The organism is Pseudomonas simiae, assembly GCF_900111895.1.
Taxonomy (GTDB): Bacteria; Pseudomonadota; Gammaproteobacteria; order Pseudomonadales; family Pseudomonadaceae; genus Aquipseudomonas; species Aquipseudomonas simiae.
Map to the genome: position 1 here is coordinate 598,335 of NZ_FOKB01000003.1, position 15,036 is coordinate 613,370.

Annotated in this window: 15 protein-coding genes; 7 read left to right on the plus strand and 8 right to left on the minus strand. The window is 62.9% G+C overall.

Annotation, left to right across the window (positions count from 1 at the left end):
- Positions 1-7: 7 nt before the first annotated feature.
- The 7 genes from BMZ57_RS12810 to hflK (BMZ57_RS12840) all read right to left on the minus strand — a co-directional run bounded on the left by BMZ57_RS12810 (position 8) and on the right by hflK (BMZ57_RS12840) (position 7,888).
- Positions 8-796, minus strand: coding sequence for an HvfC/BufC N-terminal domain-containing protein (locus BMZ57_RS12810; protein WP_010207654.1), 789 nt, complete (start codon positions 794-796; stop codon positions 8-10).
- Complete coding sequence (gene bufB / locus BMZ57_RS12815) at positions 787-1,632, minus strand: MNIO family bufferin maturase (protein ID WP_010207655.1); 846 nt, start codon at positions 1,630-1,632, stop codon at positions 787-789. The genes BMZ57_RS12810 and bufB overlap by 10 nt, the downstream gene beginning before the upstream one ends.
- A 65-nt stretch (positions 1,633-1,697) precedes the next feature.
- Complete coding sequence (gene bufA2, locus BMZ57_RS12820) at positions 1,698-1,952, minus strand: BufA2 family periplasmic bufferin-type metallophore (protein WP_010207657.1); 255 nt, start codon at positions 1,950-1,952, stop codon at positions 1,698-1,700.
- Positions 1,953-2,067: 115 nt separating this feature from the next.
- Complete coding sequence (locus tag BMZ57_RS12825; RefSeq protein ID WP_021491450.1) at positions 2,068-3,954, minus strand: cation-translocating P-type ATPase; 1,887 nt, start codon at positions 3,952-3,954, stop codon at positions 2,068-2,070.
- Positions 3,951-4,985, minus strand: coding sequence for a protease modulator HflK (gene hflK, locus BMZ57_RS12830; RefSeq protein ID WP_021491449.1), 1,035 nt, complete (start codon positions 4,983-4,985; stop codon positions 3,951-3,953). Before hflK (BMZ57_RS12830) ends, BMZ57_RS12825 begins: the two co-directional genes overlap by 4 nt.
- Positions 4,982-5,971 carry a protease modulator HflC gene (hflC, locus tag BMZ57_RS12835; protein WP_031290624.1) on the minus strand — a complete coding sequence of 330 codons (990 nt, stop codon included), beginning with the start codon at positions 5,969-5,971 and terminating at the stop codon, positions 4,982-4,984. The genes hflK (BMZ57_RS12830) and hflC overlap by 4 nt, the downstream gene beginning before the upstream one ends.
- 12 nt (positions 5,972-5,983) lie before the next feature.
- Positions 5,984-7,888, minus strand: coding sequence for a protease modulator HflK (hflK, locus tag BMZ57_RS12840; RefSeq protein WP_069672975.1), 1,905 nt, complete (start codon positions 7,886-7,888; stop codon positions 5,984-5,986).
- Between the two features lie 185 nt (positions 7,889-8,073).
- Here hflK (BMZ57_RS12840) and BMZ57_RS12845 point away from each other — a divergent pair, with 185 nt between their 5' ends.
- From BMZ57_RS12845 to BMZ57_RS12870, 6 genes are read left to right on the plus strand one after another with little or no spacing between them, the layout of a single operon-like run.
- Entirely contained in the window at positions 8,074-8,697 is a 624-nt protein-coding gene (locus BMZ57_RS12845; RefSeq protein ID WP_010207663.1) for a CDP-alcohol phosphatidyltransferase family protein, read from the plus strand.
- 10 nt (positions 8,698-8,707) lie between these two features.
- Positions 8,708-10,456, plus strand: a complete 1,749-nt coding sequence (locus tag BMZ57_RS12850) for a bifunctional alpha/beta hydrolase/class I SAM-dependent methyltransferase (protein WP_069672976.1) — start codon at positions 8,708-8,710, stop codon at positions 10,454-10,456.
- A gap of 2 nt (positions 10,457-10,458) precedes the next feature.
- Positions 10,459-11,757 (plus strand): phosphatase PAP2/dual specificity phosphatase family protein, encoded by a 1,299-nt coding sequence (locus BMZ57_RS12855; RefSeq protein ID WP_021491445.1) that lies wholly within the window; start codon positions 10,459-10,461, stop codon positions 11,755-11,757.
- Positions 11,747-12,190 (plus strand): hypothetical protein, encoded by a 444-nt coding sequence (locus BMZ57_RS12860; protein WP_021491444.1) that lies wholly within the window; start codon positions 11,747-11,749, stop codon positions 12,188-12,190. The genes BMZ57_RS12855 and BMZ57_RS12860 overlap by 11 nt, the downstream gene beginning before the upstream one ends.
- Positions 12,191-12,199: 9 nt before the next feature.
- Entirely contained in the window at positions 12,200-12,820 is a 621-nt protein-coding gene (locus BMZ57_RS12865) for a lysophospholipid acyltransferase family protein (protein WP_021491443.1), read from the plus strand.
- A 1-nt stretch (position 12,821) separates the two neighbouring features.
- Positions 12,822-13,754: a phosphatidate cytidylyltransferase gene (locus BMZ57_RS12870; protein ID WP_010207670.1), complete on the plus strand. Its 933-nt coding sequence runs from the start codon at positions 12,822-12,824 to the stop codon at positions 13,752-13,754.
- 22 nt (positions 13,755-13,776) lie between these two features.
- Here BMZ57_RS12870 and BMZ57_RS12875 read toward each other — a convergent pair whose 3' ends face one another.
- Positions 13,777-14,250: an Lrp/AsnC family transcriptional regulator gene (locus BMZ57_RS12875; RefSeq protein ID WP_029529034.1), complete on the minus strand. Its 474-nt coding sequence runs from the start codon at positions 14,248-14,250 to the stop codon at positions 13,777-13,779.
- A gap of 150 nt (positions 14,251-14,400) precedes the next feature.
- On the opposite strand from BMZ57_RS12875, the gene BMZ57_RS12880 reads away from it, so the two are divergent.
- Positions 14,401-15,030 carry a LysE family translocator gene (locus BMZ57_RS12880; protein ID WP_029529035.1) on the plus strand — a complete coding sequence of 210 codons (630 nt, stop codon included), beginning with the start codon at positions 14,401-14,403 and terminating at the stop codon, positions 15,028-15,030.
- Positions 15,031-15,036: the final 6 nt, after the last annotated feature.

Sequence of the window (15,036 nt, forward strand, 5' to 3'; positions counted from 1 at the left end):
CGCTCTACTATGGGGCTCGGCGCTCGAGCAACCCGTCCTGGACCCATTGCTTCAGCCATGTGACGGCCTGCAGTGGCGCACCCTCTGCATGAGTGACTGCCAACTCGGCGCACAGTTCGGCAAAGCTCCAACCGGTGGTCGCCATTCCTGTCAAGGCAGAGGCTTCGGCGGGCTCCAGGCTACGGTAATGGCAGACATTCTGATGGCGCCACACCAGGCACATCTGCGCCGGGGCTAGCGTGTGGCTGTCGGGGAAGTCGGATTCGTCCTTGCTGGCACGCCAGATGGCTACGCTGTTGAACCGGCACAGCAGCGGTTGCACCGAGGGCGCCAGGGAGACCTGCAACACCGGCCACGCGTCGGGCGGCAACGACGCCATGTCGTTCAGCGTCAGCGGTTCACCCTGCGGCGCATCAAATGCCAGGGTAAACGCCCATTCCAAGCGCGCCAGCTCCGCCAATGGCGCACTCTGCTCCACCCTCCAATGCTCAAGGATAAACGCCGGGAAACGCTCGCCCAGCCAGCGCAGGCTGTAATGAGCCGAGGGGTAGCGACGCAGGTAAGCCTCGGTCAACGCGGCAAACTCGTCATCGCCCAACCAATAAAGGAGGGCGCTGAAGTCATGCCGCAAGACTTCCTGCAACCGTGAGAGGTAGGCGTTGTGGTAAATCGCCAGGCCCGTGTCCACATCCAGCGTCGGCCCGCCGAGCAACGTGGCGGCGAAGTCACTGCGGGCAGTCGAGGTTTCCGTCAGCAGGTGCTGTTCGAAGGCCAACTGCCAATCGGTCAGGCGCATAACGGCCTCCTGGCCAGTGCCGTCGCGCCCAGTTCACGGGCCTTGTTCAGTTCGGTGAGCAGCTCTTCAAAGGGTGGGAAATGGTCGTCCCGCTCCAGCAGCGTCGACACGGGTCCCAGATGTTCAAGCGTCTGTTGGTAAAGCGCCCACACCGGGTCACACACCGGATGGTCATGGGTGTCGACCACGTAGTCGCCATAATCCATATGCCCCGCCAGATGCAGTTGGCGGATACTCTCCGGTGGCAGGTTGCGGATAAACGTCCAGGCGTCGAAGCCATGATTGCGCGAGCTGACGTACACATTGTTGACGTCCAGCAACAGCTGGCAGCCCGACAGGTGGGCCAAGGCATTGAGGAATTCCCATTCGGTGAATTCGTCCGCTTTCGAACGCACATAACTGGAGACGTTTTCCAGCACCAACGGGCGTTGCAGCACGTCCTGCACCTGGAGCACACGGGCGGCCACGTGGTAGAGGCTTTCTTCGGTGTAGGGCAGCGGCAGCAGGTCATGCAACTGGTGGGCGCTGCCGCGGCTCCAGCACAGGTGATCGGACACCCACGCCGGCTGGATACGCTCAGCGAGCTGTTTGATCTGCTGCAGGTAATCGGTATCGAGGGGATGGGGCCCGCCGATGGACAGGGACACACCGTGCATCACCAGGGGATAGCGCTCGGCTATCGCATCCAGGTAATACAAGGCTTTACCGCCCTGGACCAGGTAATTCTCGGAGATCACTTCGAACCAATCCACAGGTGGCGATTGTTCAAGGATCTGCTGGTAGTACTCGCTGCGTAAACCCAGGCCGTAACCGAGGCTCGGAAGAGAGGTAGGCATAAGACACTCCTGGGAAAGTGTCCGCAGCGGTGTGGGCGACCGCTGCGGGTGCACTGAGCTGTCGGTTATTCGCCGACTTTGCCGCCAGCCTTGGTGCAGGCATCGGCACTGGCCATCGCCTTGAAGCCCTGGCCTTTGCAAGAACCCTGGCCTTTACAGGCGTGGTCCTTGGTTTTGCAATCGTTCTGGCCTTTGCACGCGTTGATGCCGTAGCAGTGAACGGCGGTGTCGGCGGCTTGAGCCTGAGTGACAACACCGGCGAACAGGGTAGCGGCGGCCATTGCGAGAGCGGCACCGGCAGCAGCGGATTTGATGTTCATTGTTGTATTCCTCATGATCGTAGGGGTGTCGGTCCGAACGGGTTGTTCAGTCTCGACACACCACTAGAGTGAGGCCCCTCATCGGCGTTACAGCGGTGTGCAAATATTTCTGAAATTACTCTTCAAGCTTCAAAAGCGGTTCCTGAAAGCGCAGTAACCGCCCCGCGTTTCCCAGTACCAGCAAAGTGCTGAGGTTATGCAACACCGCTGCAATCATGGCGCCCGCCGCACCCAACCAGCCGAAAGCGGCGAACACGACAATGGCCAAGGTCCAGCCCAGGCCGATGATCACGTTGACCTGCAAAGTCTGCCGACACTGGCGACTCAAGCGCACACACGTGCCCAGGCGTCGCAAGTCGCTGCCGATCAGCACCACGTCCGCAGACGCCAGGGCAATATCCGCCCCACCCGCGCCCATGGCCACGCCAACCACACCGGCCTTGAGCGCCAGGGAGTCGTTGATGCCGTCGCCCACCACCATCGGGCGGAAGCCGTTGCTGATCTCACCCAACACGCGGTTGAGCTTGTCTTCGGGCAAGGCCTGGGCTTCGACATCGCTGATGCCTACCTCCAGCGCCAGGCTGTTGGCCACGCTTTGGCGATCGCCGGTGAGCAGCAGTTGGCGACCGAGGCCAAGGTCACGCAGCTCTTGCAGAGCCTGGCGTGCCTCCGGCTTGACGCTGTCGGCCAGCAGCAACCAGGCGAGAAACTGCCCGTTCAGCGCCAGCCCGGCGATGGGGCCATCGTGATTCGGCACGGCGGTGGTGGTGATACCCAGTTGCTCAAACAATTCCGGCCGACCCAAGGCCGCTTCACCCCGATCAGTCTGCGCCACTACCCCCAAGCCCTGACGCTCACGAATATCCGTCAACACCAACAGCTGTTCCTGTGTTGCCAAACCCGCCAACGCCCGACTGACCGGATGGCTGCTGGCGGAGCCGAGACTGGCCGCCAGGTTGAGCAGCACCTGCCGATCCGGCGCAGTGGTTTCGATGGAGTGCAGGCGCAAGGTGCCGAAGGTCAGCGTCCCGGTCTTATCGACCACCAATGAGGTCAGGTCCGCCAGCTCCTCCAGGAACGCGGAGCTGCGAATCAGGATTCCATGCCGCGCCGCGACGGCTATCCCGGCGATCGCGGTGGCTGGTGCCGACAGCACCAACGCGCACGGGCACGCCGCCACTAACACGGCGAGCATCGCCTGGGCGTCGTTGGTCACGAACCAGGTCACCGCCGCCAGTAGCAACACCAGCACCATATAGCTGCCGGCATAGCGTTCCAGCAGCCGCGTAATCGGTGGCTTGGACCGCTCGGCGTTCTGCATCAACGCGATGACTTTGCCCAACGTGGACTCATTACCCGTGCGGGTCACTTGCAGGCGCAGCAGGCCGTCGAGATTGATCGCCCCACCAAACACCTGCACGCCCACACTGGCTTCCAACGGCACCGACTCACCGGTAATCGGCGCCGTATCCAGGCTCGCCTGGCCCGACAGCACCACGCCATCTGCCGGCACCCGATCACCGGCCCGCACTTCGACGACATCGCCGGTGTTCAGCGTGCCGTTATCCACTTCGACAATGCTGCCATCCGCCTGCACCAACCGCGCATGGCTGCGAGTCAGCTTGCCCAACGCGTGGATCGCTTCCTGGGAGCCGATCACGCTGCGCTCCTCCAGTACGTGACCGAAGATCATGATGATCGGCAACAACGCGGCAGTCAGCAGATCGCCCGTCGCCCAGGCGCCGAGCATGGCCAGGGCGATCAGTTGGTCGGTGATGCCATGCAGGCTGGGAAACCGCAGGCTGTACCAGGCCGAACGCATCACCGGCACGGCCACCAGCAACGACGCGACGCCCAGCAGGAGTTGGCTCACGCCGGATTGGTCCGGCGCCAGCCAGCGCCATGCCAGGCCCAGTACCAGCAAACCCAGGGCCAGCATCGCCAGGGTCAATTGCCGGGCAGCGCTGCGCTGCTCGGCGGAGGTCAGCATGGGTGCGCTCATTGTTCGGCTCCCTGAATGATCAAGCGGGAGTCGTCTTTCGGATCCACCGTGGTCACGGCACCGGCCTGGCCGAGAATCTTCGGCAAGCGCTCACGGTACAGGCGCAGCAACAGGCCCGGGTCTTTCACTTGGGCCAGGCTAACAACGGTCGCGGTTTGCGCCTGGGCATTGGCCAGACGTTCGCTGGCCTGGGCGTGGGCGACTTGCACCAGGCGGTCGGCCTGCTGGGTCGCTGTCTGGGTGAGTTTTTCCGCGTCGGTGCGCGCATTGGCCACGGCCTTGTCGGCTTGCTGGCTGGCAGTCAGCACGGCGTTGAACGCATTCACCGCCGGGCCCGGCAGGCTCGATTGCACGTCGACACGGGTCACTTCGATGCCCAGCCCCAAACCAGTGGACGCCAACTCCGTAAGGCGTTTATTGATGCCTTGCACCAAGTCGCCGCGCAACCGCTCACGGCGTTCAGCGGCGCCGTTGTCGGTGCCGATCAACTCGGGGCGCGCGACCAAAATAGTATCCAAGTCCCGCGCCGCTGTGAGGGCTACCGCGCTGCGCGTCACCACCCGATCCAGGGCCGGCAGCACATGATCGCCCTGCAACACAAACGCATAGGGCTCGGTGACCTTGTAGAACACCCGCACATCCAGTTGCACCACACCGGCATCGCCCGTCAGCAGGTAACCGGAACCGGCCAACGCATCACTCAATGGCGTCGCGAAACTGGCCACACGGTCGGCCTGGATCGCTGCGTCGGAGCGCAGCAGGTTCTCCACGCGGCGTTCGATCACGCGGTCAGCAGCCGGCAGCAGTACCACTTGCTCGAACGGCTGCGGCCACGCCACCAACAACCCGGCATTCTGGATACGGTCGAGCGCGCCGAAATGCAGGACTACCGCGCGGTTCTGCGGGTCAATCTGACGCACATTGGAAAACGCCCAGGCCAGCGCCGCCAATACAGTCACCGCGTACAACGCCAGGAAGGCCAGGCGCCCGGCCTGGATCCATGGGCTGTCCGGGGTGTCACGCTCGGTCATGGCTGGACATCCTTTGGCCCGTCCACCAAGGCGCGAAACGGTGCGGCGTCGGTGCGCAGGATGATCTTGGTGCCCGGTGTGACAACCGTGCCCAAGGTGTCCAGGGACCGCAGCAGGTTGTAAAGCTGCGGATTACCGGCGTAAGCGCGAGCATAAATCTGCGCCGCTTCGACCCGCGACTGGGCCTCGATATCGGCGGCCTTCACCGTGGCATCGGCCTGCACAATCCGCGCATCACGCTCGGCGGCGGAGCGGATCTGCGCAGCTTCACGCTTGCCCACGGCGGTGCGTTCGGTGGCAATGGTTTCACGCTCGGCACGCATGCGGTCGACGGTGGCGGTGAGGGTCACCGACGGCAGGGTCAGGCGTTCAATGCCGACCTGGGCCACGCGCACACCGTAGGTAGTGAGCAATTGTTGATCAATCTGCTGGCGCAACTGTGCTTCGAAATCAGCGATACGCACCTGGCTGGCGTCGGTGTTGATCAAGCTGGACAGGTCGAAGCTCGCCGCCGTGGTTTCCAGCGCCGAACCCACGAAGGTACGAATCTGCCGCGCCGCTTCATCCGGCTGGTTCTGCACCGCACGCATGAAGCGCTGCACGTTGTCCGCGTCGCCCTGTACCTGCCACGCCACGTACGCCTGCACGATGATGCGCAGGCCGTCGCGGGTGCCCACATCCTGCAAGCCGCTGGAAGTGGTGCGCAGGCGCAAATCGACCGGGATCGCCGCTTCGAACGGCGCCGGCCAGCGCCAGCCCAGGCCCGGTTCCAGCAGCACCCGCGATGGGTTGCCGAAACGCGTGATCACCGTAGCTTCGCCGGATCGCACTTGCACCAGGCTGGCGGCGGCGACTGCAAACAGCACCAGCAACAGCGCCCAGGTCATACGCCGCCAGGGGAACGGGCCGGCAGCCTGTTCATCACCGTGATGATGGTGGTGGTGATGGCCGTGATGATGACCGTGATCGTGAGAATGAGCGCTCAACAGACCGACTCCTTATTGAACGGCTTTACGCGGCACCGAAGGATCGGCCGGCAAGGTAAAAGAACGTAGATCGATCGTCGGCGCGCCGTCGGCACCCAGGCGATGATCCAGAATAAGCAGCTTGGCGTGGGCCAGGCCCTGGCTGAGTTGGCCCAGGTACTGTTCCAGCACGAACGCCTGCCCCGCCGTGGCGTAGGCCTTTTGTTCGGCGGCGAAGCGCAGGTTGGCCGCTTGCGCGCCCGCGTTCACTTCGCGGGCTGTGGCCGTGGCCTGGTCGCGGGCGGTGCTGGCTTGCAGCAACGCCTGGTTGGTTTGTTCGCTGGCCGCGCCGCGTTCGCGGGAGATCAGGGCCTGGGCGCCGATCTGTGCAGCCTGCACACCGTGGTAAGCGTTGGCGGCACCGGCCGGAGGGTGGATCGCCTCCACCACCGTGGCGAGGATTTCCACGCCGCTGTCGAGTTTTTGCAGATCGGCCTGTACGGCGCGGCCGATTTCGTCAGCCAGGCGGGTGCGTTGTTCACCGAGCAATTCGTCGAGGGTGCGCGAGGCAAAGTCATGCACGAGGATGCGGCTGGCGGTGCTGCGGAGCAGGGTTGTTACGTCCGCGCTGTTATAGGTGGCGGCGAGCGCGGCCTGATCGGTAAGGCCGATGCGGTAGACGAAACGCACATCCATATTGACGATCTGGAAGCTCTGTTTGTCGCCGCTGCTGCTGGCGATCACCTGAGACTTGTCATTCACATGGCTGGCGTCCCACAAACGGTTGGCAATCAACGGCGCCGGGCCTTCGGCAGGGGCCAGTTCCGACGTGGCCGCTTCACTGACACTGGTGGCCAGTTCATGCACTACGCCGTTTTCCACGTTGATGACGCGGCCCAATGGCCACGGCAATCCCGCATGCAGGCCTGGGCCGAAGACCTGTACCGGCTTGCCAAAACGTTCATAGATCCCACGGCCTTGCAGGGGCACTTCGTGCACGCCGGTCAGCGTCCAGCCTACCGCCAACACCACCAGCAACACCGGCAGGAACGCCCGACGCATGTAAGTAAACGCCCAGATCTGGCGCAGGTCGATGCCAAAGCGGTTGTGCAATTCATGCTGCAGCGCGAGCAAGGGTTGCGGCGGCCAGCGCAGCAGCCCGGCGATAAAGCTTTGCGCCATCAGCCGGGGCTCGAGGCGTGGCTCGCGCGGGCTGAACAGGGACAGCACCGCTCTTAATAGAAACTCCAGCGAGACCAGTGCTGGCAGCAAGCCGATCCCTACGGCCAACCTTAGGGGCCAGACGGCGTTCGCACCGGCAAAGAGCAGGCACACCGCACTGACCACCAGGCAAATAATCGCTACCCGGCTCAATTGCGCCAGTTGCGACGCTTCCGGCCATTGCGCGGCGGTCTCCTGGGCCAGGCGGCGTTCAAACACCAGCAAACCAAACGCCAATCCCAACGCGAGCGCGGCTCCAACGCTTGCCGATTGACCGACCGGTGCGGCGGGCAAGGCCAGGTTCCAGAACTCGACAATGCTGACCAGCGCCAGCAACGACCACCCCCCCAGCCACAACACTGGCGTGCCAATCTGTTGGCCAAAGCGCTCCACAAGACGCGCGTAACGGCTCGCGTCTTCAACCGGTAGCTGAACCAACGGTTCTTCCAACGCCTGGGCGCGCCAATCCGCCACCCACCACGCCGATTGCAATCCGGCCACCAGCAGCAGCAACGCCGACGCGCAGTTAATCAATACCACCGGCCAGATCGACAGCGGCGCAAACAACGCGACAAACAACGCCAGCACCCAGCCGGCAATGGCCAGCACCGTCAGGCTGATACCGGCCTGGCGCACTCGGCGCGCATGGAACAGCCCCTGTTGAAAACGCGGAAGGCCTTGCGCCGAAGCGCCGTCAGCTTCCAGATCCACTCGCATCCACTTACGTCCGCTTGTACACAATTAGTTACGATATAACACACGGCGTGAAATTTTTGTTTGCTTAAGAGCAGACCGTGACTAAACCCCCAGAAACACGCGCCATCACTGGTGCAGGCCACGATTAATCGGCACACTCCAGAACAGTTTTTCGCGGGTCCACGGACAAGGAAGCGTCACCTCCCATGATTTCGATCTATCAGCTCAAGCCGCGTTTTCAAAACCTGCTGCGCCCTCTTGTGCAGCGCCTCTATGACAATGGCACCACCGCCAACCAGATCACCGTGCTGGCCGGCGTGATTTCCTTGCTGGTCGGCCTGCTGATCGCCGGCTTCGCCCAACACCTGTGGCTGTTTGCCCTGATCCCGCTGTGGATGATCCTGCGCATGGCTCTCAACGCCATCGACGGCATGCTCGCCCGGGAATTCGGCCAGCAGTCGCGCCTGGGTGCCTACCTGAATGAACTGTGTGATGTGATCGCCGACAGTGCGCTGATCCTGCCGTTCGCGCTGATCCCCGGCGTGAGCCTGGCGCCGGTGCTGCTGGTGGCGTTGTTGGCGGTGTTCAGCGAATACGCCGGCGTGCTGGGGCCGATGGTGGGCGCATCACGGCGCTATGACGGGCCGATGGGCAAAAGCGATCGCGCGTTCGTACTCGGCGTACTGGCCACCGGCGTGGCGCTGGGCTGGCTGGGCGCGGGCTGGGTCGACACGGTGATGTGGCTGGTGGCCGCCCTGCTCGCTTACACCATGGTCAATCGGGTGCGTCAGGGCCTCAAAGAACAACCAGAAACCTCCCCTTCTGCATAAGGACTTTGCAATGCGCGAACAGCAACAGCACACCTTCAGCACCCATGACGGCGTCGAGCTTTTCTACCGGCACTGGCCGGCCACGCAGAGCGACGGGCCGCGCCAGGCTATCGTGCTGTTCCATCGCGGCCATGAGCATTCGGGGCGTATCGCCCACCTGGTGGATGAACTGAACCTGCCGCACTTCGACTTTTTCGCGTGGGACGCCCGTGGCCACGGCCAGTCCCCCGGCGAACGCGGTGACAGCCCCAGCTTCGCCACCAGCGCCCGTGATGTGCAGACCTTCTGTGACCACATCGGCACCACCTATGGCATCGAGGAAGAGAACTTCGCGGTCATCGCGCAAAGCGTTGGCGCGGTGATTGCCGCGACTTGGGTGCACGATTACGCGCCGAAAATCCGCGCGCTGGTGCTCGCTTCCCCCGCTTTCAAGGTCAAGCTCTACGTGCCTTTTGCGCGGCCAGGCCTGGCGTTGATGCGCAAGTTCCGTGGCAACTTTTTCGTCAATAGTTACGTCAAGGCCAAGTTCCTCAGCCATGACCCGGAGCGGGTCGCGTCCTATGACAGCGACCCGCTGATCACCAAGGCGATATCGGTCAATGTGCTGCTCGGCCTCTACGAAGCGGCCGACCGGGTTGTCGCCGATGCCCAGGCGATCCAGGTGCCGACGCAGCTGCTGATCTCGGGTTCGGACTTTGTGGTGCACCGCAAGCCCCAGCAGCAATTTTTCGACCGCCTTGGGAGCCTGAAAAAAGAGCTGCACATCCTCCCCGGTTTCTTCCACGACACCCTGGGCGAACGCGACCGCGCCACCGCCGTGAACAGCGCCCGGCGTTTCATCCTGCAAAATTTCGAACACCCGCTGGACCGTGCATCACTGTTGGATGCCGACAAGCTGGGCGCCACCTGTGCCGAGTCCGAAGCCCTCGCCGCCCCCCTGCCGCGCAACTCCTTGCGCGACCTGTACTGGCGCATGACCCGCGCCAGCATGGGCCTGGGCAAGAGCCTGTCGGACGGCGTAAAGCTGGGCTTCGACACCGGCTTCGACTCCGGCAGCACCCTGGACTACGTGTACCGCAATACACCTACCGGCAAGGGCGGGGTGGGGCGGCTGATCGACACCAACTACCTCAACTCCATCGGCTGGCGTGGCATTCGCCAACGCAAGTTGAACGTCGAAGAGCTCCTGCGCCTGGCAATGGCGAAGTTGCGTGGGGAGGGTCGCGAAGTCCGTATCGTGGATATCGCCGCCGGTCATGGCCGCTATATTCTGGAAGCCTTGCAGGGCGTGTCGCCGCTGCCGGAATCGATCCTGCTGCGCGACTACAGCGACATCAACGTGCGCGACGGTGGCGCGCTGATTCGCGAGAAAGGCCTGGGGGACATTGCGCAGTTCGTCAAAGGCGATGCATTCGACCGTTTGGATCTGGCTGCGCTGGAACCCAAGCCGACGCTGGCGGTGGTGTCCGGACTGTATGAGTTGTTTGCCGATAACGGCATGGTTGGCAATTCACTGGCGGGCCTCGCTGAAGCCGTGGAACCTGGTGGCTATCTGGTCTACACCGGCCAGCCATGGCACCCGCAACTGGAGCTGATCGCCCGTGCGCTGACCAGCCACCGCCAGGGGCAGGCCTGGGTCATGCGCCGCCGTAGCCAAGCGGAAATGGATCAGTTGGTGGAAGCTGCCGGTTTCCGCAAGATCACCCAGCGTGTGGATGAATGGGGCATTTTCACCGTGTCCCTGGCACAGAAGATCTGAGCATGCGCGAACCCGGTTTGTTGAAACCCGCGGTCCTGTGGCTGCTGCTGTTGGCGCCGCTGTTCTTCAGCACTTACGGCTTTGCCACGTGGGTGACCAGCCAACGCAGCGACGTCGGCACGCTGGTGTTCGATTGGGAAACCCATATGCCGTTCTGGGCCTGGACCATCGTGCCCTACTGGTCCATCGACCTGCTCTACGGGTTTTCCCTGCTGCTGCCCAACACCCGGCATGAGTTGAAACAGCATGCGCTGCGCTTGCTGAGTGCCCAGGTGATCGCCGTGAGTTGCTTCCTGATCTGGCCGCTGCGCTTCACCTTCGAGCGGCCGGAACTGAATGGCGTGTTCGGCTGGCTGTTTGCCGTGCTGGCGGGGTTCGACAAACCGTTCAACCAGGCGCCTTCGTTGCATATCGCGCTGCTGGTGATCCTGTGGGTCATGTATCAGCGCCACACCCAGGGGTTATGGCGCTGGCTGGTGCATGGCTGGTTCGCGTTGATCGGCATTTCGGTGCTGACCACTTATCAACATCACTTTATCGACTTACCCACAGGCGCCCTCGCCGGTTGGCTGTGTGTGTGGTTGTGGCCGGTGGAACATCCAAGCCCATTGCTGAATGCACGGCTTACCCGGGATTCGAAGCGCTGGCGCTTGGGTCTGCGCTACGGCCTGGGGGCGTTGGCACTGGCAGTACTCGCATTTTCCCTGGGCGGCGGCTGGTTATGGCTGCTCTGGCCGGCGGTGTCCCTGGGCCTGATCAAGGTGAATTACCTAGTGCTCGGCGCGTCGGGCTTTCAGAAACGCACCGATGGCCGGCTCACACCCGCGGCGCGTTGGCTGTATGCACCTTACCTGGCCGGGGCGTGGATAAATTCGCGCCTGTGGACACGCAAACACCCACAGCCGGACCTGATTGTGGATAACGTGTGGCTTGGACGGATTCCCAGTGCGAAAGAGCAGGATTCATTCAACGCCATCGTCGACCTCTGTGCCGAGTTGCCAATTAATCCACAGGGTCGCGCGTATCAAAGCATCCCCGTGCTGGACCTGATCGCTCCGACACCCACCGAATGCCAGCAAGCCGCCGAGGCCATCGAGCGTCTGCGTTCAAGCGGCCCGGTGCTGGTGTGCTGCGCCCTTGGCTACTCACGCAGCGCCACCGCGGTCGCCGCCTGGCTGCTGCACAGCGGGCGCGCCGCCACGGTGGACCAGGCGCTGGCTATTATTCGTACAGCGCGGGCCCATGTGGTCCTGCATCCTGCTCATCGTCAAGCGTTGGAGGGTTTGCCCCATGCCCGCTGATATGGAACTCCAGGTGGTCGCCAGCCTGCTGCGCCGTGGCCGTTCACTGGATCAGTTATCCACAGGCCTGACCGTGGCCGGTGTGTTATTTGGCCTCGCCCAGTTGCTGATGGCGAGTATTTCAACCATCTGCCTGCTGCTCAGCCTGTGGATGATTATTCTGGGGCTGCTGCAAAAATACTGGGCGTTGCGCGTGGCCTTCGACGCCGACCTGTTCGCCCTGCTGGCCCGCGACATCGACCGCACCCCGGACCTTGACCAGGCCCTGCAAACCCTTGGCCTGCAATCGGCCAAGCGCATTGGCCGGCCCTGGACCGAACGCCGTCGCGGCGCCCTTAAACTGTTGCGCAAACAAGCCTGGCTGCTGGGCGCGCAAGCGCTGCTGACCCTGGGCGTGATCCTCGCCAGCCCTTGGCTGCCTTTCGCCGGATAAGGAATTCCCATGTTCGAACCCGTGGTCGCCACGCTGATTACCTCCATGGCCCGCACTGTCACCGGTGCCCGCAGCCTGTGGCTGGGGTGCGCGCCGGTGCCGGTGCAACGCATCTACTTCGCCAACCACAGCAGCCACGGTGATTTCGTGTTGCTGTGGGCCTCGTTGCCGCAGAACCTGCGCAAATTCACGCGCCCGGTGGCCGGCAGCGATTACTGGAATAAAAGCGCCTTGCGTCGCTACATCATCAACCGGGTATTCAACGGCGTGCTGATCGACCGCGAACGCAAGGACCCTGTGGATAACCCACTGCAGCCCATGCTGTCCGCGCTCGAAGGCGGCGACTCCTTGATCATCTTCCCGGAAGGCACGCGCAACCTCGAAGACGGTTTGCTGCCGTTCAAAAGTGGCTTGTATCACTTGGCGAAAAGTTACCCACAGGCCGAATTGATCCCCGTGTGGATCGCCAACCTAAATCGGGTCATGCCCAAGGGCCGCGTACTGCCGCTGCCCCTGCTGTGCACCACCAGCTTCGGCGCGCCGCTGCAATTGGAAGAAGGCGAAGAAAAAACGCTGTTCCTCGCCCGCACCCGCGACGCCCTGCTCGCCCTTGCCCCGGAGCATGTCTGACATGGATAGCCAAACCCTGATGTTGTTCGGCGGCATCGGCGCGATCCTGGTGCTCGCCTCGCTGATCGGCCTGATCCTCAAGCTACGCACCCGTGGCAGCCCAAACGCCGTCATCGACAACCTCAACGCCCGCATCAACGCCTGGTGGGTCATGGTGGTAGTCATCGGCATCGCCTTCTGGCTCGGCACCGGCGCGGTGATCCTGCTGTTCTACGCGGTGTCCTTCTACGCCCTGCGTGAATTCCTCACCCTTACGCCCACCCGCCGCAGCGACTACCCGGCGCTGGTCGCCGCGTTCTACCTGGCGCTGCCGCTGCAATACCTGCTGATCTATTCAGACTGGTACGGGCTGTTCTCGATCTTCATCCCGGTGTACGTGTTCCTGCTGCTGCCGATCCTCGCTTCGCTGGGTGGCGACAGCACGCACTTCCTGGAACGCGCGTCGAAGGTGCAATGGGGCCTGATGATCGCGGTGTTCTGCGTGTCTTTCGTACCCGCCCTGCTCACCCTCGACATTCCCGGCTACGAAGGCCGCAACCTGCTGCTGATTGCCTACCTGGTGATCGTGGTGCAACTGTCGGACGTATTGCAGTACGTGTGTGGGAAGTTGTTCGGCAAACACAAGATCGCGCCCAACCTGTCGCCGTCGAAAACCGTGGAAGGCTTTGTCGGCGGGATCCTGTTGTCGTCCCTGATCGGCGCGGCACTGTGGTGGACTACGCCATTCAACCCGTGGCAGTCGTTCTTGATTGCGCTGCTGATCAACCTGCTCGGCTTTGCCGGCGGCATCGTGATGTCAGCGATCAAACGCGACCGGGGCGTGAAAGACTGGGGCCATATGATCGAAGGGCACGGCGGGATGTTGGATCGGTTGGATTCGGTGTGCTTCGCCGCCCCCATCTTCTTCCACCTCGTGCGCTACTGGTGGACCTGACGCTCCTACAGGGGCTCAGACATCAACCTGGCAAATGCCCCAGCGGCAAAGCGCCTGGGGTTTTCACGGTCTGGATCGCGAAGTTGCTGCGGATGTCCCTCACCCCCGGCAGTTTCAACAGGCTGCCCGTGACAAATCGCTCGTAGCCGCGCAGATCCGGCACCACCACCTGCAACAGAAAGTCCGATTCCCCCGACACCAGGAACGCCGAGATCACCTCGGGCAAGGCCATCACCGCTTCGCGAAAGGCGTTGGCCTCGGTGTCGTTGTGCCGCTCCACCTTCACGCCAACGAACACCATCATCCCCAGGCCCACTTCGTCACGGTCCAGCGTGGCCTGGTAACCCCGAATCACACCGGCTTCTTCCAGCAGACGCACGCGCCGCAGGCAGGGTGAGGCAGACAGGCCGATCTCATCCGCCAGTTGCACATTGCTCAGGCGGCCGTCGCGTTGCAGGGCTTCGAGAATCTTGCGGTCAAACGCATCGAGTTTCAGGTTTGGCATAAGTGAATGGCCGATCAAGTTATCAGTGGCAGAGAATGCCAAGACTAGACGCTTTTGTGGCTGACTACGCAAGCACCTGCCCCACCCTTCAGCCCTAGAATTGGCCAACACACTAGGGGGTGAGACATGGCGGAACTTTACATGGCGGAACTTTGGTTGTTTTTGGTGGCGCTGTCGGTGGCGTACCTGTTGCCCGGGCCGGACATGATCCTGCTGCTGCAGACCGGAGCCCGCCAGGGCAAAGCCCTGGCGCTGACCACGGCGATTGGCTTGGGACTGGCCCGCGCCTGCCATGTGGCCTTGGCGGGCATGGGGCTGGCGACCTTGTTCAAGGTGGCGCCGTGGACCTTTGATGTCGTGCGCCTGGGTGGCGCGGCCTATCTGTTGTGGCTTGGTATTCAATGCCTGCGCGCGTCTATGCTGCCGCCTCTGGATATGGCAAACACCCCGCTGGCAGCCCATGCTTGGCGTGCAGCGTTTCAACGCGGCTTGCTGACCAACCTGCTCAACCCCAAGGCGCTGCTGTTCTGCTCGGTACTGCTGCCGCAATTCATCAACCCCCAAGCCGGCCCGGTGGCGGCGCAGTTTGCGTTACTGGGCGTGATCCTGGTGGCCGTCGGTTTCGTGTTCGACTGTTGCTACGCACTGACCGGCGCGCGCATCGGCCAGTGGCTGGCGCGCAATCGCTCGGCGCAGCGTATGCAGCAGTGGTTATTCGGCAGTCTTTTGATCGGTTTTGCGGTGCGTCTCACTTTTGTACAACACGCCTAGCGGCGC

Excerpts from the sequence above, each read along its gene's own strand:
- BMZ57_RS12850 (WP_069672976.1), top strand. The coding sequence starts at position 8,708 with ATGCGCGAACAGCAACAGCACACCTTCAGCACCCATGACGGCGTCGAG.
- hflK (WP_021491449.1), bottom strand. The coding sequence starts at position 4,985 with ATGACCGAGCGTGACACCCCGGACAGCCCATGGATCCAGGCCGGGCGC.
- BMZ57_RS12860 (WP_021491444.1), top strand. The coding sequence starts at position 11,747 with ATGCCCGCTGATATGGAACTCCAGGTGGTCGCCAGCCTGCTGCGCCGT.
- BMZ57_RS12880 (WP_029529035.1), top strand. The coding sequence starts at position 14,401 with ATGGCGGAACTTTGGTTGTTTTTGGTGGCGCTGTCGGTGGCGTACCTG.
- BMZ57_RS12855 (WP_021491445.1), top strand. The coding sequence starts at position 10,459 with ATGCGCGAACCCGGTTTGTTGAAACCCGCGGTCCTGTGGCTGCTGCTG.
- BMZ57_RS12810 (WP_010207654.1), bottom strand. The coding sequence starts at position 796 with ATGCGCCTGACCGATTGGCAGTTGGCCTTCGAACAGCACCTGCTGACG.
- BMZ57_RS12870 (WP_010207670.1), top strand. The coding sequence starts at position 12,822 with ATGGATAGCCAAACCCTGATGTTGTTCGGCGGCATCGGCGCGATCCTG.
- hflK (WP_069672975.1), bottom strand. The coding sequence starts at position 7,888 with ATGCGAGTGGATCTGGAAGCTGACGGCGCTTCGGCGCAAGGCCTTCCG.
- bufB (WP_010207655.1), bottom strand. The coding sequence starts at position 1,632 with ATGCCTACCTCTCTTCCGAGCCTCGGTTACGGCCTGGGTTTACGCAGC.
- bufA2 (WP_010207657.1), bottom strand. The coding sequence starts at position 1,952 with ATGAACATCAAATCCGCTGCTGCCGGTGCCGCTCTCGCAATGGCCGCC.
- BMZ57_RS12845 (WP_010207663.1), top strand. The coding sequence starts at position 8,074 with ATGATTTCGATCTATCAGCTCAAGCCGCGTTTTCAAAACCTGCTGCGC.
- BMZ57_RS12865 (WP_021491443.1), top strand. The coding sequence starts at position 12,200 with ATGTTCGAACCCGTGGTCGCCACGCTGATTACCTCCATGGCCCGCACT.
- BMZ57_RS12825 (WP_021491450.1), bottom strand. The coding sequence starts at position 3,954 with ATGAGCGCACCCATGCTGACCTCCGCCGAGCAGCGCAGCGCTGCCCGG.